Origin of the sequence: Acinetobacter sp. ANC 4173 (genome assembly GCF_004331255.1) — a bacterium.
Classification (GTDB): domain Bacteria; phylum Pseudomonadota; class Gammaproteobacteria; order Pseudomonadales; family Moraxellaceae; genus Acinetobacter.
The window spans coordinates 24,969-51,282 of record NZ_SJOF01000021.1 but is presented as its reverse complement, the minus strand read 5'-3'; the positions used below and the strand labels follow the sequence as shown (position 1 = coordinate 51,282).

At 36.9% G+C, this 26,314-nt stretch carries 24 protein-coding genes and 1 pseudogene; 22 read left to right on the top strand and 3 right to left on the bottom strand.

Going from position 1 to position 26,314, the window contains the following annotated elements; all coding sequences use genetic code 11:
- The 17 genes and pseudogenes from ribH to E0H94_RS17385 all read left to right on the top strand — a co-directional run.
- Positions 1-276 (top strand): 6,7-dimethyl-8-ribityllumazine synthase (gene ribH, locus E0H94_RS17465; protein ID WP_131327650.1); only part of this gene is annotated, 276 nt, incomplete at its 5' end.
- A gap of 421 nt (positions 277-697) precedes the next feature.
- Positions 698-1,492 (top strand): acetoin reductase, encoded by a 795-nt coding sequence (locus E0H94_RS17460; protein WP_205679310.1) that lies wholly within the window; start codon positions 698-700, stop codon positions 1,490-1,492.
- Between the two features lie 76 nt (positions 1,493-1,568).
- Positions 1,569-2,342 (top strand): (S)-acetoin forming diacetyl reductase, encoded by a 774-nt coding sequence (locus E0H94_RS17455; RefSeq protein WP_131327649.1) that lies wholly within the window; start codon positions 1,569-1,571, stop codon positions 2,340-2,342.
- Between the two features lie 30 nt (positions 2,343-2,372).
- Positions 2,373-3,485 carry an NADH:flavin oxidoreductase/NADH oxidase gene (locus tag E0H94_RS17450; protein ID WP_131327648.1) on the top strand — a complete coding sequence of 371 codons (1,113 nt, stop codon included), beginning with the start codon at positions 2,373-2,375 and terminating at the stop codon, positions 3,483-3,485.
- Between the two features lie 215 nt (positions 3,486-3,700).
- Positions 3,701-4,828, top strand: coding sequence for a glycerol dehydrogenase (locus E0H94_RS17445; protein WP_131327647.1), 1,128 nt, complete (start codon positions 3,701-3,703; stop codon positions 4,826-4,828).
- Between the two features lie 79 nt (positions 4,829-4,907).
- On the top strand, positions 4,908-5,771 hold the full coding sequence (locus E0H94_RS17440) for a transporter (protein WP_131327646.1): 864 nt from the start codon (positions 4,908-4,910) through the stop codon (positions 5,769-5,771).
- Between the two features lie 282 nt (positions 5,772-6,053).
- Complete coding sequence (locus E0H94_RS17435) at positions 6,054-7,688, top strand: flavin-containing monooxygenase (protein ID WP_131327645.1); 1,635 nt, start codon at positions 6,054-6,056, stop codon at positions 7,686-7,688.
- Between the two features lie 27 nt (positions 7,689-7,715).
- The gene (locus E0H94_RS17430) at positions 7,716-9,146 is read left to right on the top strand and encodes an NAD-dependent succinate-semialdehyde dehydrogenase (RefSeq protein WP_131327644.1); all 1,431 of its coding nucleotides are present in this window, start codon (positions 7,716-7,718) and stop codon (positions 9,144-9,146) included.
- 63 nt (positions 9,147-9,209) lie between these two features.
- Positions 9,210-10,139, top strand: a complete 930-nt coding sequence (locus E0H94_RS17425; RefSeq protein ID WP_165495632.1) for a helix-turn-helix domain-containing protein — start codon at positions 9,210-9,212, stop codon at positions 10,137-10,139.
- A gap of 21 nt (positions 10,140-10,160) precedes the next feature.
- Entirely contained in the window at positions 10,161-10,706 is a 546-nt protein-coding gene (locus E0H94_RS17420; protein ID WP_131327642.1) for an RBBP9/YdeN family alpha/beta hydrolase, read from the top strand.
- A gap of 256 nt (positions 10,707-10,962) precedes the next feature.
- A complete protein-coding gene (locus E0H94_RS17415; RefSeq protein WP_086210547.1) occupies positions 10,963-11,160 on the top strand; it encodes a tautomerase family protein in 198 nt (65 codons plus the stop codon).
- 71 nt (positions 11,161-11,231) lie between these two features.
- Positions 11,232-11,585, top strand: a complete 354-nt coding sequence (locus tag E0H94_RS17410) for a hypothetical protein (RefSeq protein WP_131327641.1) — start codon at positions 11,232-11,234, stop codon at positions 11,583-11,585.
- A gap of 17 nt (positions 11,586-11,602) precedes the next feature.
- Positions 11,603-12,256, top strand: coding sequence for a glutaredoxin 2 (grxB, locus tag E0H94_RS17405; RefSeq protein ID WP_131327640.1), 654 nt, complete (start codon positions 11,603-11,605; stop codon positions 12,254-12,256).
- Between the two features lie 21 nt (positions 12,257-12,277).
- The gene (locus E0H94_RS17400; RefSeq protein ID WP_131327639.1) at positions 12,278-13,279 is read left to right on the top strand and encodes an alpha/beta fold hydrolase; all 1,002 of its coding nucleotides are present in this window, start codon (positions 12,278-12,280) and stop codon (positions 13,277-13,279) included.
- A gap of 54 nt (positions 13,280-13,333) precedes the next feature.
- Entirely contained in the window at positions 13,334-14,254 is a 921-nt protein-coding gene (locus E0H94_RS17395; protein ID WP_131327638.1) for a LysR substrate-binding domain-containing protein, read from the top strand.
- Between the two features lie 139 nt (positions 14,255-14,393).
- Positions 14,394-14,687 (top strand): metal/formaldehyde-sensitive transcriptional repressor, encoded by a 294-nt coding sequence (locus E0H94_RS17390; RefSeq protein ID WP_131327637.1) that lies wholly within the window; start codon positions 14,394-14,396, stop codon positions 14,685-14,687.
- Positions 14,632-15,075, top strand: a pseudogene (locus tag E0H94_RS17385) (zinc-binding dehydrogenase); the annotation flags it as partial. The gene E0H94_RS17390 and the pseudogene E0H94_RS17385, both read left to right, overlap by 56 nt.
- Positions 15,076-15,337: 262 nt before the next feature.
- Here E0H94_RS17385 and catA read toward each other — a convergent pair.
- Positions 15,338-16,258 (bottom strand): catechol 1,2-dioxygenase, encoded by a 921-nt coding sequence (gene catA / locus E0H94_RS17380; protein ID WP_131327636.1) that lies wholly within the window; start codon positions 16,256-16,258, stop codon positions 15,338-15,340.
- Between the two features lie 561 nt (positions 16,259-16,819).
- On the opposite strand from catA, the gene salA reads away from it, so the two are divergent.
- The 3 genes from salA to E0H94_RS17365 all read left to right on the top strand — a co-directional run bounded on the left by salA (position 16,820) and on the right by E0H94_RS17365 (position 20,521).
- The gene (salA, locus tag E0H94_RS17375; RefSeq protein ID WP_131327635.1) at positions 16,820-18,106 is read left to right on the top strand and encodes a salicylate 1-monooxygenase; all 1,287 of its coding nucleotides are present in this window, start codon (positions 16,820-16,822) and stop codon (positions 18,104-18,106) included.
- Positions 18,107-18,224: 118 nt separating this feature from the next.
- Entirely contained in the window at positions 18,225-19,577 is a 1,353-nt protein-coding gene (locus tag E0H94_RS17370; protein WP_131327634.1) for an MFS transporter, read from the top strand.
- Positions 19,578-19,627: 50 nt separating this feature from the next.
- The gene (locus E0H94_RS17365; protein WP_086210557.1) at positions 19,628-20,521 is read left to right on the top strand and encodes a LysR family transcriptional regulator; all 894 of its coding nucleotides are present in this window, start codon (positions 19,628-19,630) and stop codon (positions 20,519-20,521) included.
- A gap of 174 nt (positions 20,522-20,695) precedes the next feature.
- On the opposite strand, the gene E0H94_RS17360 is transcribed toward E0H94_RS17365, so the two are convergent.
- Together E0H94_RS17360 and E0H94_RS17355 are read right to left on the bottom strand one after the other, a co-directional pair.
- Positions 20,696-22,414, bottom strand: a complete 1,719-nt coding sequence (locus E0H94_RS17360) for an electron transfer flavoprotein-ubiquinone oxidoreductase (protein WP_131327633.1) — start codon at positions 22,412-22,414, stop codon at positions 20,696-20,698.
- Positions 22,415-22,583: 169 nt separating this feature from the next.
- The gene (locus E0H94_RS17355; protein WP_131327632.1) at positions 22,584-23,738 is read right to left on the bottom strand and encodes an acyl-CoA dehydrogenase family protein; all 1,155 of its coding nucleotides are present in this window, start codon (positions 23,736-23,738) and stop codon (positions 22,584-22,586) included.
- A 270-nt stretch (positions 23,739-24,008) separates the two neighbouring features.
- Here E0H94_RS17355 and E0H94_RS17350 point away from each other — a divergent pair, with 270 nt between their 5' ends.
- Entirely contained in the window at positions 24,009-24,785 is a 777-nt protein-coding gene (locus E0H94_RS17350; RefSeq protein WP_131327631.1) for an enoyl-CoA hydratase, read from the top strand.
- A gap of 3 nt (positions 24,786-24,788) precedes the next feature.
- Positions 24,789-26,306, top strand: a complete 1,518-nt coding sequence (locus E0H94_RS17345; protein ID WP_131327630.1) for a 3-hydroxyacyl-CoA dehydrogenase — start codon at positions 24,789-24,791, stop codon at positions 26,304-26,306.
- The last annotated feature ends 8 nt before the right edge of the window (positions 26,307-26,314 follow it).

The window sequence follows — 26,314 nt, the reverse complement described above, 5'->3', positions numbered from 1 at the left end:
AAAAAACTGGCAGCGTCTGATCGCTTTGATGCCATCATCGCACTAGGCGCAGTCATTCGTGGCAGCACGCCACACTTTGACTTTGTCGCAGGTGAATGTGCTAAAGGCTTAGGCGTTGTAGGCTTAGACACTGGCTTACCAGTGATTAATGGTGTATTGACTACGGACAGCATTGAACAAGCGATTGAACGCTCTGGAACAAAAGCAGGTAATAAAGGTAGCGAAGCTGCCCTTACTGCAATTGAAATGGTTAACTTGTTAAAGGCAATTTCTTAAATTTAGCCTTTTGTAATATATTGCCGTGTCACTATTGGTTGAATAGTTCCCAATTCTATAGACGCCTTCAGGTTAGATAAAATGATTAATTATCTAGGTGCTTATGAGCAGTAAAAGATATCTAGAAGAATTTAAAATTGAAGTAGTCAAAAATCTTATATCCAAAGTGCCATTTAAATTTGAGTAACTTAAGTAAATTTTACTTTTAAATTTTTATACAACAAAAGCTAGATATACTATTGAAAATTTGATGGAGACTTCATTCAGAACTTATATTGGAAAATTGAGGAAAGATGATCATTTCATCCTAAAAAAAATAAAAAAAATCCAAGTACCTCATTTTTCTTTACCTTAATTTAATAAGAATTCCTGATGGAAAGGAATAATTAAGTGATCCTTAATTCTATAAAAATTGAATACAATGGACAGTATAGAGGAAAAAATGGTGAATAAAGTTGCAGTAGTAACGGGTGGAGCATCTGGTCTCGGTAAAGGTATTGCAGAACGATTAGCTAAGGATGATTTCAAAGTATTAATTTCTGACTTAAATCAAAGTTTACTTGATCAAACAGAACAAGAGTTTTTAGATAAGGGTTATGAAATAAAACAGTTTCAAGGTGATGTTTCGGTTCAAAAAGATCAGCAAGCATTAGCACAAATTGCCTTCGATGCTTTTGGAAGAATTGATGTTTGGGTGAATAATGCTGGGGTGGAAAGCGTAGTGCCATTTTCTGATATCACACAAGAGCAACTAGAAAAAGTTTTTGCTATTGATGTCTTCAGTGTGGTTTATGGTACTCAAGCTGCTGCAGAAGTAATGAAAAAACAAGATGGCATTGGCAAAATTATTAATGCATGTTCAATTGCAGGACATGAATCTTATGAAATGCTTGCAACTTATTGTGCTGCAAAACACGCAGTTCGTTCACTAACTGTAGCTGCTGCAAAAGAATATGCAAAATATAATATTCGCGTTAATTCATATTGCCCTGGTGTTGCCGCAACTTCGATGTGGGAGCGTGTAGATGCTGCGATGGCAAAAGAATATGGCTGGGAGTCTGGCGAGGCAATGCAAAAATTCTCAGCAGGTATTCTATGTGGACGTACGCAAGAACCTGTCGATGTAGGTAATATTGTTTCTTTCTTAGCATCTAGTGACTCGGACTATATTACTGGTCAATCACTTATTATCGATGGCGGAATGGTATTCCGTTAATCAAGTTATATTCTTTCATTATTTTAAAAATATAAATCAAGAGGCTTAATTTTTTGCGTCTCTTAGGGAGTTTTTCATGTCGAAAAAAGTTGCTTTTATTACAGGTGCGGGCCAAGGAATTGGAGAAGCAATAGCTTTACGATTAGCGAAAGATGGGTTCATGGTTGCTTGTGCAGATTTAAATCTTCAAACAGCGCAACAAGTTGCAGATAAAATTAATGCAGATGGTGGAGCTGCGGTTGCTGTGCAAGTCGATGTGGCACGAAGAGAAAATGTTTTTCAAGCCATACAGGAAACATTAGATTTGTGTGGGGATTTGCATGTGGTAATCAATAATGCAGGGATCGCCCCGATCATGCCAATTGAAGCAGTAACCCCTGAAATTTATCAAAAAACTATGGATATTAATATTGGTGGGGTTCTATGGGGAATTCAAGCTGCAGTTAATGCATTTAAAAAGTTGGGCCATGGTGGAAAAATAATTAGTGCTTCATCTCAAGCAGGTCAGGTTGGAAATCCTGAATTGTCAGTTTATGGCGCAACAAAATTTGCTGTTCGTGGAATTACACAAACAGCTGCTAAAGAGCTCGCACCTTTAGGTATTACAGTTAATGCCTATTGCCCAGGTATTGTAGATACACCAATGATGAGAAAGGTGGCACAGGATTTGGCTGATTTATCAGGTGAGAGTTTTGAGTGGGGAATGCAGCAATTCGCACAAAATATCACCCTAAAACGAATATCAAAACCAGAAGATGTTGCTGCTTGTGTCGCATTTTTATCAGGTTCAGATTCTGACTATATAACTGGTCAGGCAATTATTGTAGATGGTGGAATGGTTTTTAATTAAAAATAAATTTTTTTGCAGGGAAATCAACGCATGGTAGCTTTATTCTCAGAATTTAAGTTAAAAGACATTACCTTAAAAAATCGTATAGCTGTGCCACCTATGTGTCAATATAATGCAATTGATGGTTTGGCTAACGACTGGCATTTAACGCATTATTCAGAGCTTGCTAGAGGTGGATCTGGGCTTGTGATTGTTGAGGCTACTGGAGTCTCTCCTGAAGGTCGAATTACACCAGGATGTCTAGGTCTATGGAATGACGCTCAGGCTCAAGAGTTAAGTAAGGTTGCGGCCACAATAAAAAAATCTGGAGCTGTTCCAGGCATACAAATTGCACATGCAGGTAGAAAAGCAAGTGCCAATAAACCATGGGAAGGTGATGATCACCTTCCAGAAGATCATGCTGATGCTTGGCAAATAATAGGACCATCTTCTATTGCTTTTGGTAAAAATTTACCGCGCATCCCAAAAGAAATGAATCTTGAAGATATTTATCGTGTTCAACAAAACTTTGTTGACGCTGCAAAAAGGGCTTTAGATGCAGGTTTTGAATGGTTAGAACTTCATTTTGCGCATGGTTATCTAGCGCAAAGTTTTTTTTCAAAGCACTCTAATTACCGCCAAGATCGATATGGTCAAAATTTAGATGGGAGAAGTCGTTTCCTTCTTGAGACTATGGCGAAGGTACGTCAAGTTTGGCCTGAGCATTTACCCTTAACTGCCCGTTTTGGAGTGTTGGAATATGATGGCCAAGATGAAGAGACTCTGCAGGAGTCTATCCAATTAGTTAAGCGCTTTAAACAAGAAGGTTTAGATCTATTAAATGTGAGTATGGGTTTTAGCATTCCTGTAACGACAACACCTTGGTCTGAGCAAGGATTTATGGCGCCTATTTCAAAACGAATACAACAAGAAACAGGTATTAAAGTTGCTTCATCTTGGTGTATTGATCAAGCTGAGGTAGCGAACAGTGTGATTGAAAATAATCAATTAGATTTGGTTATGATTGGTCGTGCAATGCTTGCAAATCCGCATTATCCCTATACTTTGGCTAAACAGTTGAACTTAGAAAACCCTTCATGGGTCTTACCTGCACCTTATGCTCATTGGCTCAGTCGTTATCAATTAGGAAGATTTACTGATTAATAGCTTTGGTTTCAAAAAACTCTATTAATTTTCATGACAGCAATAGGGATTACTTTTATCTAATTAACTTAAGATAAATTCTTAAAAACTTGTTTTTAAATTTTGTGAATGCATGTGGTCTTGGATCACATGTATGGGTTAGTTATTTTCTAAAATGACTCGTTTTATTTATTGACGTGATTATTTAAACATATCTCAAAGGAAAAGGAATATCCGTGAACATTACAAAAGCAATTGCATCACCATCTAAATTTTTGGTCCAAACAGACTTATTAAAAGAACTTGGCACGCATGGTAAGGTTTTTGGTAAAAATGCATATTTAATTTGTGATTCATTCATTGTAGAGCAGGTAAAACAAAAAGCTATACCTAGTTTTATTGGCAATACAAGTGCTCAAATAGGAGTCTTTGGTGGTCAATGCTCAGATACTGAAATTGAAAAGCATAAGAAAGCGGCTTTAGATTTTGATTATATCGTGGGTATCGGTGGTGGTAAAACACTAGATACGGCTAAAGCTACTGCTCATTATTTAGGTAAACCGGTTTTAATTTTACCAACATTGGCTTCTACTGATGCGCCATGTACAGCAATATCCGTTATCTATAATGATGATGATACTTTCAATAGATATTTATTTTTATCAAAGAATCCAGATGTGGTTCTGGCAGATACACAGATTTTGGCTGAAGAGCCTGTGCGTTTTTTTGCTTCTGGAGTAGGAGATGGATTGGCGACATATTTTGAAGCTAGAGCTTGTTATAAAGCTCAAAAAGATAATTTGATTTTAGGTCAACATGGCTCAATGCTTAAGCCTTCTCTTATAGGTTTTACAATTGCAAAAACATGTTATGAAACAATTAAGTTACATGCAGCACAAGCAGTATATGCGGTTAAAAATAAAGTAGTTACACCTGCTTTAGAACATACTATTGAAGCCACGATTTATATGTCAGCAGTTGGTGCCGAGTCTGGAGGGTGTGCAGCAGCTCATGCTATCCACAATGGGATGACGGTTGTTGATGATTTGCATGGCGCACAACATGGTGAAAAAGTCATATTTGGATTATTTACTCAACTAGTCATGGAAGCTGTACCGAAACATGAGCTTGAAGAGGTGATTGATATTGCTATAGCTGTAGGCTTGCCATTGACACTTGAAGACCTTGGATTAAAAGAATTCAGAGAAAATGAATGGCGTAAGGTTGCTGAAATTGCATGTGATTCCAATGATACGATGCATAACATGCCATTTACAGTAACACCTGAGATGGTTTACAGCGCGATTGTAGCAACTAACGCTATGCTAAATGATTATAAAGAAAAACATTATATTCATTCGTAAATAAATCAATGCTTATTCTTAGTAGTTATTGAAAATATTAGTCTTTGAATCGAAGTGTTTTAACTAAAATGGATTTTATATGGTCACTCATAACTTTAAAAACTTAACTGTTGTTCTATACACATCAGCTTTATTTAGTATTAGCTCATCAATTTTTGCTGCAGGTGTAAGTGCGGATCCTGGGGATTATAAAGCCCTTCCTGCAGGTACGAATTTAGCAGTTGCATATTATCAACATTTAACGGCTGATGATGTCTATTCGAATAATAATAAAGTTGTCGATGATTTAGGGCTAACTCTGGATTTAGGTATGCTTCGTTATGTTAGGTATATGGAAATTGGAGGATTACTTATGGATCCTCAGATTGTTTTACCTTTTGCCAAGCAACAGAATTCATTAGATGGTTCAGAAAACAGGGGAATTGGGGATTTATTGGTTGGTGGTGTTGCTTGGCCTTATCATAATGAGGAGTTGGGTAGATATTTTGCATTGGGTGGCTTTCTTTCCATTCCGATAGGTTCGCATAAAGATGATAATTTCTCAATCAGTAATGATCGCTTCCAGTACAATTTTCAAACTGGATATCAACATGCATTAAACCCAAATATTGTTCTTGAAGGAATTGCTCAAATTGAACTTTATAGTGATAAAGATAAAAGTGGAATGGAAAAAGAAACTTTTTATCAAACTGATTTATCAGCAATTTATAAGTTTAATAGTGAAACAAGTCTTGCAATTACATGGAGAAGGGTTGATGGTGGGCGGGAATTCTTAGGAAATGAAACAATGCTAGAGAGTGAGCAAAAAAATACACTACTTTTGTCTGGAGCAACTAATATTGCAAAAAATACTCAATTGTTACTTCAATGGCGCCAAGATTTTGATGTGAAAGATGGGGCCGAAATCTCAGGTATACAAAGTCGATTAGTTTATGCCTTTTAATAAGTAGTATCTATAGATTAATATACATTTATTGGATTAAATCCATTATTTGTATATTAATTTAGATAATAAATATTTTTTGTAATAAAAAATCTAAATCATGTTATTGATAAATAATAAAAATATTTAATTTTACGTAATGATAATTTCATCCAAATTTCTATAAATTTTATCCAATCGTTCGTCATCGTATTTTGAGAACCTAATAAGCATAAGGATTCTTACATCTTACGTGAAGTGTAATCACGGTTCTTATTTTTAAGGAAAATATGGAGATTAAAAATGTCAATGATTGATATGGATTATGATGCAATTGTAATAGGAACAGGTTTTGGTGGTTTATATGCAATTAAAAAATTGCGTGATGAACTAAATTTAAAAGTCCGTGCTTTTGATAAAGCAGCAGAAGTCGGTGGAACCTGGTTTTGGAATAAATATCCTGGTGCATTATCAGATTCAGAAACTCATTTATATCGTTACTGCTGGGAAAAAGATTTACTGCAAACATTTGATATTAAAAATAAATATATTAATGGTCCCGATGTTTTTAATTATTTAAAAGCAGTCGCTGACAAGCACGACCTTAGAAAAAATATTGAGTTTAATACTGGTATTAATTCAGCACATTTTGATGAACTAAATAACCAATGGATCGTAACTACTGATAAAGGTGATGTTTTTAGAGCCCGGTTTCTAATCACTGCTTTAGGTCTTTTATCTGCTCCTAATCTGCCTAAGATTAAAGGAATCGAAAATTTTAAAGGGGAGCTTTATCATACTAGTCGCTGGCCTGAAAATGCAGAAATGTCTGGAAAGCGTGTAGCTGTAATTGGTACAGGTTCTACAGGGGTACAGGTTATTACATCACTTGCACCTAAAGTGAAACATTTGACGGTATTACAGCGTTCGGCACAATATACAGTACCAATTGGTAATAGCCAGTTATCAGAGCAAGAAGTAAAAACCATCCGTAATAATTATGAAAAAATTTGGGATCAGGTTTGGAATTCAGCTCTTGGTTTCGGTTTGAATGAAACAGATAGACCAACCTTTAGTGTGACTCCTGAGGAGCGTAAAGCTATCTTTGAAGATGCATGGCAAAAAGGTGGTGGTTTTAGATTCATGTTCGAAACTTTTGGTGATATTGCAACCAATATGGAAGCTAATATTGAAGCTCAAAATTTTATTAAAAACAAAATTGCTGAAATTGTAAAAGATCCTGAAATTGCCAAAAAATTGATGCCCAAAGATTTGTACGCTAAACGTCCTTTGTGTGATAGTGGATACTATGCTGTTTTTAACAGAGACAACGTAACACTTGAAGATGTGAAATCAAATCCAATTCAAGAGATTACTGAACAAGGTGTACGATTAACTGACGGTAAATTTATTGAATTAGACGTGCTGATCTGTGCGACTGGATTTGATGCAGTAGATGGGAATTATATCCGAATGGATATACGTGGTAGAAATGGTTTAGAAATGAAAGACTATTGGAAAGAAGGTCCTTCAAGTTATTTGGGTATTACTGTAGCAAATTATCCAAATATGTTTATGGTACTTGGACCTAATGGTCCTTTTACAAACCTGCCTCCATCTATTGAAACACAGGTTGAGTGGATTAGTGATTTTATTCAATTTGCGCAAGAGCAGAATATTGAGTCAATTGAAGCTCCTGCGATTGAAGAGGAAAAGTGGACTCAGGTGTGTGCAGATATTGCAGCTCAGACTTTATTTCCTAAAGCGGAGTCATGGATTTTTGGCGCTAATATTCCAGGTAAAAAGAATACAGTTTATTTCTATATGGGTGGTCTTAAAGAATATAGGAGTGTTCTTGCTCAAGCACGTCTGAACAATTTTTCTAATTTTAAGTTAAAAGCTAAATCACACTCTAAAGAATCAGTTGTAGCTTCATAAGATATAAATTATTAAGAGTATGAGTAAATGAACTATCCACAAATACCTATGTACATTAATGGTGAATTTATTCACCTAAACAGAGATAGCAGAGAAATCCTTAATCCTGCGACGAATGAGTGTATTGGTGTTATGCCATGCGCAACTCAAAGTGATTTAGATCTAGCATTAGAAAGTGCACAAGAAGCGTTTGAATCTTGGAAAGATTCTTCCCCATTATTAAGAAGTGATATTTTACGAAAGTTTGCTCAACTTGCACGTGAACGTTCTGAAGAAATCGGACGTTGGATTACCCTTGATCAAGGAAAGCCACTTCAAGAAGCAATTGGAGAGGTAAAAGTTTGTGCAGAACATGCAGAATGGCATGCTGAAGAATGTAGACGAATTTATGGTCGTGTTATTCCGTCTAGACGTTCTGATGTCGAACAAATTGTTATTCGTGAACCAATAGGTGTGTGTTTAGCATTTTCACCTTGGAATTTTCCATTTAATCAGGCAATCAGAAAAATTTCAGCAGCTATCGCAGCTGGTTGTAGCATCATCATAAAAGGTTCAAGTGATACACCAAGTGCAGTAGTAGCGATTGCACAAATGTTTCATGAGGTGGGATTACCTAAAGGTGTTCTAAATATGGTATGGGGAGATTCAGATTTTATTTCTGAATATTTAATCAAATCTCCGATCATTAAAAAAGTAAGTTTTACTGGATCTACTCCAATCGGAAAAAAATTGGCTGCTCTAGCAAGTTTACACATGAAGCAATGTACCATGGAATTAGGGGGACATGCTCCAGTCATTATTTGTGATGATGCCAATATTGATAAAGCTGTTGAAGCTTTGGTTGGATATAAATTCAGAAATGCTGGGCAGGTGTGTATATCTCCAACAAGATTTTATGTGCAAGAAAATGTTTATCATGAAGTTGTACAAAAAATTACTCAACGTACTCAAAAAATTAGAGTTGGAAATGGTCTAGATAGTCAAAGTCAAATGGGGCCATTAGCACAAACTCGACGTATTAGTGCTATGCTTAAAATAGTCGAAGATGCAAAACAAAAGGGTGCAAAAATCCAAACAGGTGGTGATGTAATAGACGGGAAGGGAAATTATTTCATGCCTACCGTAATAAGTGATTTAACTAATGAGATGGATTTTATGAATGATGAGCCGTTTGGTCCTATCATTGGTTTAGTTCCTTTTAAGACAGTTGATGATGTTCTTCTCGAGGCAAATCGGTTACCTTTTGGTTTAGCATCATACGCTTTTACACAATCTCTAGAAAACTCCCATAAAATTTCAAGAGGTTTAGAGGCTGGAATGGTTTCGATTAATCATATTGGCTTAGCTCTTGCTGAAACACCTTTTGGTGGCATTAAAGATAGTGGATTTGGTAGTGAGGGTGGTATTGAATCCTTCGATGGTTACTTGAATACCAAGTTTATTACCAAAATGAACTAAATATTTTTGGTGAGCTGAATCCAGTTCACCAAATCTCTTTTGACTTTAAGGATGGAAGTTAAAATGAGTATGGATAAAACTGCAAAAAAATTAGTAAAACCTGAAGAAGTGATTTTGTGGGTTCCAGGAGATCTTACTATAGATAGTATAGGTCTAGGTTGGGATAATATAGCTATGCGTGGCTATAGTTATAACTATTTAGATGTTGATATTCCTGCTATGCGTGATTATATGATTGTTAACTATAAATCTAACAATCTAGAAATGAAACGTAGGGAAAATAATTCTTGGAAAACCAAAACTGTAAATCCTAAAACTGTATCACTACTTACATGTGGAGAAGATACTAGATGGGCTTGGGATAAAGAACTAGAAGTAGTTCATGTATATATAGCTCATGAAACTGTATCAAATATGGCTAATCAAGTATTCGACTATGACATAGCTAATATTAGAATTCCAGATGAGATTGGTGTTGAAGATGAAACATTACCTGTTTTATCGTCATTATTAGAACAAGAGTTAAGAAATGGTGGATTAGGAGGTAACTTATTTGTTGAAAGTATTAAAAATCAAATTGCCCTTCATCTTTTAAGACGCTATGCAAAATTAGAATTTAAGGAAGGTTTTTGTAAAACAGGATTTAATTTGGTTCAGCGAAACTTATTGGTAGATTTTATTCAGCAAAATTTAAGTGAAAAGATCTGCTTGGAGGATTTATCAATATTAATTGGGATCAGCGTTCCACATCTGATGAGAAAATTTAAAGTAGATTTTGGAACTTCTCCAGCGGCATATATTATGGAACAAAGGATTCAGTTAGCAAAAAAACTTTTGATAAGTCGGAAAGATATGCCGATTAAGGTTATTGCAAGTGAATCAGGTTTTTTTGACCAAAGCCATATGAATCGGGTATTTCATAAGTTCTTCAAAAAAACTCCTGCTGAAATTCGACAGGAATTATCTAAGATCACACAAATTCAAATTGGTTAATATAAAATTAAGGAAATAGGAATGAGTAATTCAATATATTTAATTCATGGATACTTAGCAAATTCTGAATCACATTGGTTTCCATGGTTGAAAAATGAACTTCAAAAAAATAATAAAAAATTAATGGCTGAAACATTAACAAATGCAGATAATCCTGAATATCATACATGGAAAAAGGATATTAGTAATCTACTTAGTAATGTAAAAACAGGAGATTCTATTGTTTGTCATAGTTTAGGTTGTATTTCTACACTAGATTTTTTTAAAAACTATACTGGCCCTAAACTTGATAAATTAATTCTTGTTGCTGGATTTAATGAGAAGTTAAAATCTTTTCCTGATCTAGATAATTTTATTAATGAATGTCAATTGGATTTAGTAAAAACTGCACAGTATTTTGACAAAATTATTGTTTTTGTATCAAGTAATGATGTAATCGTTGATCCAATTTTAACTAGGAATCTTGCAAAACAGCTTTCTGCAGAGTTGATTATAGAAAATAATGCAGGTCATTTTTTAGAGTCTGATGGTTATACTAAGTTTGATTCTCTACTAAAGTTGATTTAATTTAAATTTTAACAAAACCAATGTCTATACATTTTTAGACATTGGTTTTTTATATGATGTTAAATTTTCATTAAATAAATGTGCAGATAATTTTTAATTAAAATTTTACCTACAAATAATTAAAATAAAAATAGCTTAAATTGATTGTTCGGTTTTGTAGAATTTTTTTCTACAATGTTGAGAATTTTTGAATGTTTATCCCCACTCCGGAATCCTTTAAATTGATAAGACATACTCTTATGAATAGGTAAATAAAATGCCAGTAGTCAATATCCAATTATTTGAAGGCCGTGATGAAGCTAAACCAGCTATTGCAAAAGAAGTCACTGAAGCCATTTCTAAGCATGCAAATATAGACCCCAAATATATCTATGTCATTTTTAATGATGTTTCAGTAGACAACTGGGCTATATCCGGTGAGTTATTTTCAGAGACCTTAAAGAAACAAGGGTAAACAATTGATCAAGAGTAAGTGAAATTCAGTATTCACTTACTTTTTTATTAATCAAACGAGTTGTAATACTAATGAATAATGAAATTATATGCGTATTTAAATTGAGTTTGGAGAGTAGTTCTTTTCAGACTTTTGAAAAACTGATTGCGCAGATTGTCAATGATGCAGATAAAGAAGTAGGTACCTTGACTTATTTGTATAGTGTCAATGAAGAAAAGAGTAGTGTTCATATTATTGAACGTTATCAAGAAAATTCGCTTTTATCACATATCGACACAACATTTTCACCTTTTGCAGATGAATTCCTTTCACTTGTTTCGATCACCGAACTCACCGTTTATGGTCATCCTAATGATGAGGAAAAAAGCAGATTGGATAAGTTTGGCGCTCAATATTTAATACCATTTAACGGTTTTTCAAAATAATTTTAGGAGAAATTGAGTTGGAATTATATATCTATGATCACTGTCCATTCTGTACCAGAGCCAGAATGATCTTTGGCCTTAAAAAATTGAATTATTCAGAAATTATTTTGGATAATGATGATGAAAAGACACCAATAGATATGATTGGTAAAAAAAGTTTACCAATTTTAAAACTTAAAAATAATCACTATATGGGCGAAAGCTTAGATATCGTTACTCATATTGATTCAATGAGTGGGGATCGATCTTTAATTGAAGACAGAAAAATTGAGATTGAAAATTGGATTATCAATATTGAACGGATCATTTACGAATTAGCCATTCCTCGCTGGGCTTTTTCTGATTTTAAAGAGTTCAATAAAATTACTGCTAGAATGTATTTTATTAATAAAAAACAAGCAGCTATTGGTGATTTTATTGAAAAATTAAATGCTAGTACTTCAAAAATTGATTTTATTGTTAAGGAGCTTGAAGTTCTAAATAACATGATCAGTTTAGAGGCACTCGAAAGCAGAACGAATTCTTGGTCTTATACCGATATTCTTCTTTTTCCAATTTTACGATCCTTATCGATTGTTAAGGGCATTGTTTGGCCTAAGAATGTGCAATCTTGGATGGAAAAAATGTCAGAACAATGCGGCATTGCCTTGCACAATGATATTGCTCTTTAATCTATTCAATCTGAGTATATTATGAATAAGTTATTTCCCATTTCCTTAAGTATTATTTTAACTGGCTTAAGCCCAAGTCTATTTGCTGCAGATGCAATTAAAGCACTCGCTCAGGATTATCATTTCCCCCATAAAATTGAAGGTTTTCCTGAAAAGTTATCACAGTTTAAAGAATTGAAAATTAACAAATTCAAGACAAGTGATAATGTTAATTTGGCTTATTGGGAAGCTGGAAGTGGTGAACCTGTAATCTTTGTACCAGGATGGTCAGCGAATGGTGCTGAATTTATTAATGTGATGTTTTTGCTCAGCAAAAAATATCACGTTTTTGTATTAGACCCAAGAAATCAAGGTCTTTCAGATAGTGTTCCTTATGGTAATCGAATCTCACGTTATGCAGTCGATTTAAAAGAATTTATTGACCATACACAGAATAAGCAAGTCAATCTTGTAGGCTGGTCGATGGGTGCTTCTATTATCTGGAGTTATATCGATCTTTTCGGAGATACAAAGTTAAAAAAATTAGCCTTCATTGATGAGCCCATCTCCATATATACTCACAGTGATTGGAGTGAAGAAAAACGTTTAAACCTCGGTGCAATGACAACATCACCAGAACGCATGATTGCTGCTTTTACTAATAATGAACCTACAAACCAGCAAGTTGCAGATATGAATGTTTTTTCACGCTATATGAAGCAAGATTCTGATTACTTTAAAAATTCGGAAAGTTTTGCTCAAGCTGTTATTAAAAAATCTCCAAAAAATATGTCTCGAGTGCTGTTTGACCATGCAACGAATAACTGGGAAGATGTTATTCAATATAAGGTAACCAAACCTACAGCAATTTTTACTGGAGAATATAGTAATAATCTACAGAGTCAAAAATGGATGAATTCAGCAATTAAAAATTCTGAACTGTTTATTTATAAAGGGGATTATGCTGATCATTTTTTAGCATTTAAGAACCCGACTCAATTCACTCAGGATTTAACAGGTTTCCTAGATAATAAAGAGAAATAGAGCTTTGTTAAATGGTGTATTAAACAGATTCATTTTTTTAGGATCATTCTCATTATGTCACCTTCCATTTCATTAGATTCTTTTAAAAGTCTGATCTATTTCATTACTGCAGCACAGCAGAAGAGTTTTACCAATGCTGCAGAAGAATTAGGCGTTTCAAAATCTACTATTGGAAAAAGTATAAGTCGCCTAGAGGAAAATCTCGGGATTACATTATTTCATCGTAATACCAGAAAGATCACCTTAACGACTGAAGGTGAAGGATATTTAAAAAGTTGTTTGGATGCCTTACAAACTTTGGAGTCTGCACAAAACCTTTTGCGAGCGAATATCAATGCTCCTAATGGCATTGTAAGAATTGATATGCCTTCCGCTTTTGGTCGGAAGGTCATGATTCCCATCTTGATGGAAATGTCTTCTGAACATCCAAGATTAAGTTTTATTATTACTTTTAATGATAAAGTTATTGACCCACAAGACCTAGGTTTTGATTTAGCTATTCGGTTTGGTGAGGTAAAAGATAGTTTGGATTTAGTTGCCAAAAATTTAAATGATCAACAGCTTGTACTCTGTGCTTCTACACTATATTTGAAAAAAAATGGAATTCCAAATACGCTGGAAGATTTAAATCAGCATCAATGTTTAGTTGCGTGGCGAGGTGCAACCCCATTAGGTTGGTTGCTCAAAAATGAAAATTTACAAGATGTCAGATTTTATCCTAAGCCCTTTCATCAAATCAGTGATGGTGATGCAATGGTAGATGCTTGTTTACTTGGCGCTGGGATCATGCAATTCCCACTCTCTTTAATAAAAGAACACATTGTGGAGAATAAATTGCAAATCATATTGCCTGAGTTTAACCCGGAACCAACAAAACTTAGTATTATTTGGCCGCGTACACCCGTTTTACTACCAGGGTTACGTTATGTGATTGATACACTCATGGCCTTATCAGAGAAAAGTAAATTTAGTTAAAATAATCTTAACTATTTAATTTAATTTGTATTTTTAACTTAATTGCCACATTAAATTTACTTTATTATTTAAAATTAATTTGTTTTCTTTACTACTTGTAATACTATACCCCAGTATAGTTTATTGATAGTGTGAAAATATGCCTAAACAAGTTGAAGATAAAAAAAGAATCTTGCTACGCATTAAGAAAATGAAAGGGCAAATGCAAGCAATTGAAAATGCTCTTGAAGGTGATATGCCTTGTGCCTCTATTTTGCAACAAATCTGTGCAATTCGAGGTGCAATGAATGGATTAATGACTGAACTTCTGGAGATACATCTAAAAGATACTTTGGTATCGGGTGATTCGACTGAAAGTGAACGAAATGAAGAGTTAATTCAAGCTAGCGGAAGAGTTTGGCGCAACTGTTTTTTTAAATCCAAAGTATTATGACAAGCCTATTCAGCAAGTGATTGTTGAAATGACAGGTTTGGATGTCGACCATTTATTTGAATGTATTGGTAAAGTGAATATTATGCGATCAGCATTAGAATGTGCTCACCGTGGTTGGGGACAAGCTGTAATTATTGGTGTTGCAGGCGCGGGTCAGGAAATTTCAACTCTACCATTCCAACTTGTTACTGGTTGTAAATGGATGGGTAGTGCTTTTGGTAGTGTAAAAGGTCGTACTCAACTTTCTAGTATGGTTGAAGATGCAATGAAAGGTGAGATTCAACTAGAACCTTTTGTGACGCATACCATGGGTTTAGACCAAATTAATGAAGCATTTGATCTGATGCATGAGGGTAAGTCAATTCGTACAGTCATTCATTACAAGTAACCTTTAAAAGTACAGTATTTCTGAAATATGAAATACTGTACTTAGTATGAAATGTATTGAATTTATCTGCAATAAATGGATTTATTGATTGTATCAATATGATTTATCTACATAAATATTTATTGAAAACTTTATATTGTTTCGATAGAGAATCAGCTGAGTAAAACTTATCTCATGAAACAATAGAGGAATTTTTTGAGATTATGTATAAGATAAAAAAATCAGGATGTCACTATTAGTGTACATCCCAGTCTTCATTGTATTAAGCGCTAGCGCGACGACGCTCAACTTCTGTTGCCGGAACACCTTGCTGTTCTTTCACTAACTCAACATTGAATGTGATATGTTTGAACGGCTGCTTAACGCCACGACGAGCCATTTCAGCTTCATCTGTCACATCGACAGCAGTTGCTACCAGACCATCACGTGTCGCGAATGCGAAATCATCCCAAAGGTATTTATCACCTTCAATGTTAAATTGTGTTGTTAACTTGCGATAACCAGGAGCAGAAACGAAATAATGCACGTGAGAAGGGCGGTTACCATGACGACCAAGTTTGTCGAGTACAAATTGAGTTGTACCTTTTGGCGGGCAACCATAACCAACAGGCATCGTGGTTTGTGCTAAGTATTTACCATCAGCGTCAGTGAAAATGGTGCGACGTAAATTGAAATCAGATTGTGACTTATCAAAGAATGAGTAGTTACCTAAGCTGTTGGCATGCCAGACTTCAACTTTGGCACCTTCAATGATGTTGCCATCAGTATCAGTTACTGTGCCTTCAATAAACAAGGTAGGGATTTTGTCTGTTTCAGAACCATCATCCATGCGAGCAAAACCAACAGATTCAGGTGCACCAGCAACATAAAGCGGACCTTCGATGGTACGTGGAGTGCCACCCGAAATACCGGCTTTAACATCAGCTTCATCAGCACGTAAATCAAGATAGTGTTCCAGACCTAAACCCGCAGCAAGAAGCCCTAATTCATTGGCTTGACCAGCATCGGTAAAGTATTCCAGACCTTTCCATAATTCCGATTGTGAAATATCTAAATCTTCTATAGCTTGGAATAGATCACCAAGTAAACGTACAACAATTTGTTGTACACGAGCATTAACAGGGCCAGTCGCTGTGTCGACGTTCATTTCTTTTACGAGGGCATCAATTTGTTGGCGGTTCATACTATAACTTCCTGTAATAAGTAATCAGCTTTTCCAAAAATCAGTTAATTAATGAAGTTTAACTTGCTTAAATAAAGCAAATTAAATAGAAAAACAAAACTACATGTTTGCATATTAATGTAATGAGGCATACCAAGTTGTAATTAAATAAATTTCTATAAGTAAAAATACTTAATAAAAAACTAAGTAATCCTCTAAATTTAGAATTTACTCTCAAATTATTAATTATAAAAATCGATATTTTTATAATTAATATATAGGCTAGATTGATATTTTTTTGGAGTAATAACATGGTCATCCTTTTTAAGCTTCATATCCCTTTCTCCTAATTGAATATGAAATTTTTAATCAAAACACTTTTTTGAATGAGTGGATCAATCAAAATATACTTGATAATTTATTGATTTAATTAAAAATAAATTTAAATAATAAAACTTAAAGATCGACTTTTTGAGGAAATATCAGAAAAATAGATAGTATAGGCAAAAAAATATAAATTGGATTTGTCCTAAAAAATAACCAATGATAGAAATCTAAGCGATTTAGTAAGGAATGCTAAAAATGGACAAGAAGATTAAAGTTGCGGTGATTGGTGGCGGTATTGCTGGCTTAGCACTCACGACTCAATTGGTCAAAAATACGAATTTAGATGTACATCTATTTGAAGCTGCACCTCAATTTTCTGAAATTGGAGCAGGTATTTCTTTTGGCGCCAATGCAGTTAAAGCAATTCAGTTATTAGGCTTAAGCCAAGAGTACGAAGCTATTGCTGATAAGGTCAAAGCGCCATATACGGATATTTGGTTTCAATGGAGAAATGGCTATACAGATGAGTATTTATCTGCCTCGATTGCACCTCAAGTTGGTCAGTCCTCTGTACACCGTGCAGATTTCCTCGATACTTTAATTCCTTTAGTCCCTTTAACTAATGTACATTTTAATAAACGGGTACAAGAAATTGAAGCCAATAAAAATCAAGTGACGATTACTTTCATTGATGGTCAACAAGCTGAATTTGATTATGTGATCGGCTGTGATGGAATTCGCTCCGTTATACGTAATCATGTGCTTGATTCAAACGAATTAGTGCGTGTTGAACCCCAATTCTCTGGAACGTGGGCATATCGAGGTATTATTAAATTCCAAGATTTTAAAAATGCGATTGAAAAATTAGGCAACGATGTAGAAATTGCCGATGTTCCACAAATGTTTTTAGGTAAAGACAAGCATATTCTAACTTTCCCGATCCGTCAGGGTGAAGAAATCAATATCGTGGCTTTCAAATCAGATCGTGCTCAAACAGTCTTGGCAGAAAATACGCCTTGGACATTCCCTGTTTCAAAACAGGAAATGCTCGCTGATTTTGATGACTGGAGTGACAGCTGTAAAGCTTTACTTGACCTCATTGATTCGCCAACGATTTGGGCTTTACATGAAATTCAACCTTTAACGACCTATAAGAATAAAACGAACAATGTAATTTTAATAGGCGATGCTGCACATGCCATGTTACCTCATCAAGGTGCTGGTGCAGGGCAAGGTCTTGAGGATGCTTTAATTTTAGCTAAATTATTAGAAAACTCTGAGCTGACTTCTGAATCTATCAAACTTGTTTCTGAGGTTTATGAGAAAATTCGTTTAAACCGCGCTGTAAAAGTTCAAAATACCTCACGTGAATCTGGCGAAATTTATGAGCTATATTCATCAAAGTATCCAGATTTCGATTCTGTAGGGAAGCATTTAGCGCATCGTTTTGATTGGTTGTGGCAACACGCTCTGGAAAATGATATTGAGGCAGCCCAAGCGGCATTAAAGAATCAATTACAGCAAACAGAAATCTCTGCTTAAAGGATAAGCATACAAAAGCTGCAGTGCCTGATTAAAAGAAATTAATGACTTAAGCAGGCACGTTTGCTTAAAGGGAAATAAATTACAAAACATAGGAATATGACCAGGGAGGTCAATTATGCAAACGATTAATGCAAATGAAATTATTGATCACGCTAAATTGAAAGCGATTCATTGGCGCGTGATTTTGCTTAGTGCACTGATCATCATTTTTGATGGCTATGATTTAGTAATATACGGTGTAGCACTACCAAAACTGATGGCAGAATGGAAAATTGATAGCATTACTGCTGGTTTTCTTGGTAGTGTAGCTTTATTTGGTATGATGTTTGGTGCCATTATTTTTGGTAGTTTGAGTGATAAATTAGAACGTTATGGATTCAGTCGTAAAAAGTTAATTATTTTATGCATCTGTTTATTCAGTGGTTTTACTTTGCTTTGCGGATATGCAACGGATCCACAAGAATTTGCAATCTTTCGTTTTTTGGCGGGTCTGGGTTTAGGCGGTGTCATGCCAAATGTGATTGCACTTATGACGGAGTATGCTCCTAAAAAGCTACGTTCAACCTTAGTTTCATTAATGTTCAGTGGCTATGCTGTTGGTGGAATGTGTTCAGCTTTATTGGGAATGTGGCTGGTTCCTCAATTTGGTTGGAAGATCATGTTTATTTTAGGCGGCATACCATTGTTACTGGTACCTATCATTTGGATGCTTTTACCTGAATCGATTGATTATTTGGTTCGCCAAAAGAAAACCGAAAAAGCAATTCAGATTCTGAAGAAAATTGATAGCACTATCTCCTATACAGAAAAAACTCAAATCGGTCTACATCAAGACAACCAGTCAACCTCTAAATCTCCTGTAAAAGATTTATTTGCAGAGAATCGTGGTACGGTAACGTTGTTATTCTGGGGCAGTGTGTTTATGGCTCTCGTTTTAGTTTATGCCCTAGGAAACTGGTTACCGAAATTGATGGTGGAAGCTGGATATGATCTATCTACGAGTCTTGTTTTTCTGCTTGCCTTAAATATTGGTGGTATGCTTGGTGCAATTTGTGGTGGTTACTTTGCAGATCGTTTTAATTTAGCCAAAGTTTTATGTACGCTATTTTTTAGTGGTGCGATTGCCTTAATTTTACTCAGTTATAATTTACCTACTGTCATTCTTTATTTCTGTATTGCTGTTGCGGGTGCGGCTTCAATTGGTGGACAAATTTTACTGTTAGCTTTTATGTCGCAATTTTACTCATCCAACATTCGTGCAACAGGCTTAGGTATGGCTTTAGGTGTTGGTCGCTTAGGTGCAATTTTAGGGCCGATTTTATGTGGTTGGTTATTAAGCTTGAGCTTACCTATTAATTATAATTTTATTGCATTAGCCATTCCTTGTATCATTGCAGTGATGAGTGTCTCTATGATTCACTTTCGTTTAAAAAAAGCAAAATTAAACGCAAAAGTTGTAGAAGCCTAATAGCAAATTGGGGAGGTACGCCTCCCTAATTTTATCGAGATAAGAAAAAAATGATCGATCTAAGTCTTATTAAAGTTTTTATTATTATTTATGAAACTAAAAATATCAGCCATGCTGCTGATCGCTTAAATTTGAGCCAACCCTCAGTCACCTATAACCTCAATCGCCTACGTAAATATCTTAATGATGCTTTGTTTGAGCGTGATAAATTTGGTGTCAAACCAACCAAGTTGGCGCAAAGTCTATATCCGAGTTTTAGACAAGCTATTACTGATATTGAAATGGCGATTACAGCTTCGCAACAGTTTGATCCTAAAACATCTACCCGAATCTTTCGTTTGGGGTTGTCTGATTTAGGTGAAATCTGTCTTTTACCTTCATTGATTCAATATCTTTCTAAAGAAGCACCTTTTATTAAGATAGAGGTGGAGGAAATTCAATCTGATCGGGTGGAGGATTGGCTGATTGACGGTTTTTTAGATGTTGCTGTGTTTAATAGCAGTTATACTGTTATGCCTAAAATTGAATCGCGCAATGTATTTGAAGAGCGCTACATGTGCATTGCACACAAACACCATCCGCGTGTTAAGAATCAGCTCAGTTTAGAACTGTACCTCCAAGAAAATCATGCGGCAGTTAAGTCTTCAACAGGTCATATCGAAATTGATCAAAGACTAAAAGAATCAGGCTTAACAAGAAAAATTATGCTTGAACTTCCTCATTTTAGTGTATTACAAGATGTCATAACGAGTTCTGAGTTGTTGGTAACTTTGCCTTCTCGTGCCGCAAAAGTATATGCGCGAAATGGTGATGTAAATATTTTTGAATTACCATTTTCAGTTAAGCCCTTTAATGTCAGTGTCAATTGGTACAATCATCGAGATGACTTAGACGCTCGAACTTGGTTTATCAACAAACTTCAGGAATTATTTAAATTACTTTAATATCAAATAAAAATTTTAATCCTAGCCCCCGAGGGGACTAGGATTACCTAAAAAATAACATTCGAACGATTAGATCAAATGTCTCTGGTAACAGATCCATACAAATCTTTTATGTTATATAAATACGACTAAAAGTAAGGTAATGGGAAATTACTTTTAATCTAATATTCAATCTTACATATTCGGATAGTTTGGACCACCACCCCCTTCCGGTGTTACCCAAGTGATGTTCTGAGATGGATCTTTAATGTCACAAGTCTTACAGTGTACACAGTTCGCTGCGTTAATCTGGAAGCGTTTTGAACCATCATCATTTTCCATAATCTCGTAAACACCAGCAGGGCAGTAGCGCTGTGCAGGCTCGTCCCATTTTGGTAAGTTGACGTTCACTGGAATAGAGGCATCAGTCAGTTTCAAATGTGCAGGCTGGTTTTCTTCATGCACCGTATTCGAAACAAAAACTGAAGACAAACGGTCAAAGGTCAATTTGCCATCTGGTTTTGGATAGTTTGGCTTAAAGGTTGCCGCATCTACTGTTTTTAGCGCGCTGAAGTCAGGGGCTAAGTCATGTAGTGTAAATGGCACTTTAAACACGTTTTGGTCGATGAAGTTGAATGCACCACCCATCCATTGACCAAACTTGTGCATCGCAGGGCCAAAGTTACGCGCGTTGTATAACTCTTCTTTTAACCAGCTGTTGTTGAATTTTTCAGTATAAGCGGTCAATTCTTTCGCGAAGAAGTCTTCACCTTCAGTGACACGGGCAATCGCAAGATCACCACCTTTTTCAACACCAGTTTGAATCGCTTCAAATACGGCTTCACCACACAACATGCCTGATTTCATGGCGGTGTGTGAGCCTTTAATTTTTGCGAAGTTGAGGAAGCCTGCATCATCACCAATTAAAGAACCACCTGGGAAGGTGAACTTCGGTAGTGAGTTGAAACCACCTTTCACCACGGCACGTGCACCGTAAGAAATACGCTTACCGCCTTCTAAATACTGTTTCACCAGTGGATGGGTTTTCCAGCGTTGCATTTCTGCAAATGGATACATGTGTGGATTTTCGTAAGATAAATCGACGATCATCCCCAAAGTCACTTGGTTGTTTTCTGCGTGGTATAGCCACCAACCGCCTGAAGAACCTGTTTCACTTAAAGGCCAGCCTGCACCATGCATCACCAAACCGGGTTTGTGTTTTGCAGGATCGATTTCCCAAAGTTCTTTAATCCCGATGCCATAGTGCTGTGGATCGGCATCTTTGTCCAAATCGAATTTGGCAATGAGACGCTTACCTAAGTGACCACGACAGCCTTCAGCAAAAATGGTGTATTTGGCATGCAGTTCATAACCTGGGGTAAAGTTATGCGTCGGTTCGCCATCTTTACCAATGCCCATGTCACCAGTTTGAATACCTTTAACCGTGCCATCTGCATGGTAAAGTACTTCAGCTGCGGCAAAGCCCGGGAAAATTGAAACTTCAAGTTCTTCCGCTTTTTGACCTAACCAGCGCACCACGTTGCCCAATGAAATCACGTAGTTGCCATCATTGTGCATGGTTTTAGGCACCATCCAATGTGGCGCTTCTTGCGCTTTTTCAGGCGACATCAAGAAATAGGTTTTATCTTCCGTTACAGGAACATTTAAAGGCGCACCTTCTTCTTTCCAGTTCGGGAAGAGTTCATTGATTGCACGTGGCTCGAGTACAGCACCTGAAAGAATATGCGCACCGACTTCGGAGCCCTTTTCTACCACACAAACGGACAGGTCGACCAAGTTATTGGCAATGGCTAATTGACGGATGCGAATTGCCGCTGAAAGACCCGCAGGGCCTGCGCCTACGATAACGACATCAAACTCCATCGATTCACGTTCGATTTCTTGTTCTTGCATATGAATAACATCCATTTTTTCTCGTGAATGATCCGTTTTAGGACAAGGACAGATCAGGTTATTCCAGTTGTATATCCTGAAAATCAAAAAAATACAGGATTAGTATTCAAGGTGTACTTAAATTGCCAATCCTATCTTTTTAGAAATACTCAATCATTTTTTATTCAAATTATTGAGTTGCTTCACGGATCATATTACGAGCAATAATTACCTGCTGAATTTGTGTTGTACCTTCATACAGACGGAATAAACGAACATCACGGTAGAAACGCTCAATAGCATATTCACTGATATATCCAGCACCACCATGGATTTGTACGCCACGGTCCGCAACACGGCCACACATTTCCGTAGCAAACATTTTTGCACAAGAGGCTTCTGTGCTGACATTCTGTCCAGCATCACGCAATCGGGCAGCATCAAGAACCATACATTTTGCAGCGTAGATTTCAGCCTTAGAGTCTGCCAACATGCCTTGAATCAACTGGAAGTTCGCAATTGCTTGACCAAATTGTTTGCGTTCAACCGCATATTGCAGGGAGTCTTCAAGCATACGTGTAGCAGCACCTACACTTAAAGCAGCAATATGGATACGACCTTTATCCAGAACCTTCATTGCGGTTTTAAAACCAACCCCTTCAACGCCACCAATCAGTGCAGAAGCTGGGATACGGCAGTTTTCAAAAATCACGTCACAGGTATGAGCACCTTTTTGTCCCATCTTTTTGTCACGTTTACCTAAAGAAATACCTGGTGTTTTACTATCAACGATAAAGGCAGAGATTCCACCTGCACCTTTAATTTCAGAACTGGTACGTGCCATTACTGTAAAAACACCGGCATGAGGGGCATTGGTGATGTAACGCTTGGTGCCGTTTAAAATGTAATCATCACTATCCTTTACTGCGGTCGTTTTTAAAGAGGCAGCATCTGAACCAGAATCAGGTTCTGTTAAACAGAATGAACCAATAATTTCACCACTGGCTAGACGCGGCAGAAAATATTGTTTCTGTTCTTCTGTGCCATCAATAATCAATCCTGATGCACCAATACCATTATTGGTACCAATCAACGAACGGAAGGCAGGTGACGTACGTCCTAATTCAAACGCGATGTAAACCTCTTCTTCCATGGTCAGACCGAGACCCTCATATTCCTCAGGAATGGTGAGTCCAAAAAGACCGAGTTCTTTCATTTGCTGCACGATTTCAGCCGGAATCTCATCGGTCTCTGCAACGAATTCTTCATTTGGGATAAGAACGCCATCCACGAACTGACGGATCATGTCAACCAGCTGGTTTAATGTGTCTTGATCACGAATCATCTTCAAGTCCTTGTATTTAATAACTAAAGCTCAGCATCACTGCTTCAGCAAGTGATGATATAGCGTCTTGGAATGAAAACAATATGACAGAATAAAAAAACAAATGCAATAATATTGATATTAAATACCGCTATGCGGTATTTAATAATCACAAAAACTAAGTATGAACTTTGACATTTTAACTAAAATTATGTCTTTAGGGCTTTAATGTTTTAAAAAAAACAGTATATTTGATTTAATTAAACCGCTATGCGAAACAGGTGTGTTATTATGAGTGATAAAGTATTGCATTTGGATATTCAAAGCAATGGCGTAGCCATTGTCGAGCTGCATCGCCCAGAGGCCAGAAATGCCCTGAATCTGGAGTTGCGCCAACAGCTTGCGGCAACATTTGCGCAGCTAGCCGCATCTGATACAGTTCGTGCGATTGTAATTACTGGTGGTGATAAGGTGTTTGCAGCAGGTGCGGACATCCGTGACTTCACCACTGCAAAAACCGTTGATATGTATTTACGCCATACAGAACAATACTGGCAGTCAATAATTGCCTGCCCTAAACCGATTGTGGCTGCAGTGAATGGCTATGCATTAGGTGGTGGATGTGAACTCGCTATGCATGCAGACATCATTATTGCAGGAAAATCAGCCCAGTTTGGTCAACCTGAAGTCAAATTAGGACTGATGCCGGGCGCAGGTGGTACCCAACGTTTGCTGCGTGCAGTAGGGAAGTTCAAAGCCATGCAAATCGTGTTAACCGGTAAGATTTTTTCTGCAGAAGAAGCTGACAAAATTGGCTTGGTGTCTGAAGTAGTCGAAGATGATCAAACGATCACTAAAGCGCTTGAAGTCGCGGCACAGATTGCCCAATTTTCACCGATTGCAGTTGAGCAAATTAAAGAAGTGACGACTTTGGGTGCCAATATGCCACTCGATAGTGCTTTGGCACTTGAACGTAAAGCTTTCCAGATTTTGTTTGATACTCAAGATCAAAAAGAGGGTGTCAATGCCTTTCTTGAAAAACGTAGCCCCCAATATCAAGGAAAATAAGTCATGACAATTCAGACAATGGCCTTGATTGGCACAGGTATCATGGGGATGGGCATTGCGCAAATTGCAGTGCAGGCAGGTATTAAAGTCCGCTTATTTGATGCAAAACCAGGTGCTGCAGAGCAAGGCTTGGCAAAATTAAAAGCTACTTTAGAGAAACTGTCGGCAAAGGGTAAATTAACCGACCAGCAGATTGCGGTTACCTTGGCACGTTTTGTAGTGCTTGAAAAAATCGAAGAAGTTGCTGGCGTTGATTTAGTCGTTGAGGCAATTATTGAAAATCTGGAAATCAAGCAAAGCTTGTTTAAGCAGCTTGAAAGTATTGTATCGAAAGACACCATTCTGGCGACCAATACCTCATCGCTTTCTGTGACAGCAATTGCTTCAAACCTTGAGCATCAAGGGCGCCTGGCAGGCTTCCATTTCTTCAACCCAGTACCACTGATGAAAATCGTGGAAGTAATTGCTGGTTTGGCAACGGATGAACACGTGGTCGCTGACTTGCTTGAGTTTGCACAAAAGATGGGACACTTTGGTGTACGCACCAAAGATACACCGGGATTCATCGTGAATCATGCGGGCCGTGCTTACAGTACAGAAGCGCTAAAAATACTGGGTGAATGTGTGACTTCAGTCAGTGAAATTGATCGCATTTTACGTGAGGGTGCTGGTTTCCGTATGGGGCCACTCGAGCTGTTTGACCTGACTGCACTGGATGTTTCTCATCCCGTGATGGAATCCATCTTCAATCAGTATTATCAGGAAGCACGTTATCGACCAAGTGCTTTAACCCGTCAGATGCTGGTCGGTAAAAAAGTCGGTCGCAAAGTCGGAGAGGGTTTCTACAAATATGTCGATGGTGTCAAAATCAATGAAGCACCACGTCAGGCTGTACCTCAGGTTTCAATATTTAGCCCGATCTGGATCAAGGCGGATTTAGAGCAGGATGCCACAATCCTGAAGAACTATCTGCAAGCACAAAGATTAACATTAGATACGGCAGAGCAGCCGGCTGCAGACAGCTTAATTCTACTCGCTACTTATGGGGAAGACACGACAACAGCTGCGTTGCGTTTTGGTGTTGATGCAACACGTGCGGTCAGCATAGATATGCTGACTGACTTCACCAAAAACCGTACTTTAATGCCATCGATTGCCACGTATAAAACCTACACTGATCAGGCACACGCCATCTTTGCATCCAATGACCATGGCGTCAGTGTGATTGATGAAAGCATCGGATTTGTCGCACAGCGTGTATTGGCCATGGTAATTAATCTAGCTTGTGATATCGCACAACAGGGCATTGCTAAGGCAGCCGACATCGATAAGGCAGTGAAACTTGGTTTAGGTTACCCATATGGTCCAATTTCATGGGGGGATGTTCTTGGTGCGCAGCGGATCCTGCTGATTCTGGAACGCATTACTAGCAATACAGGTGATCCACGTTACCGTCCAAGTCCATGGTTGCAGCGTCGTGCCCGTTTGAACCTGTCTTTACTCCATACCTCCGCTATTTAAAGGATTAA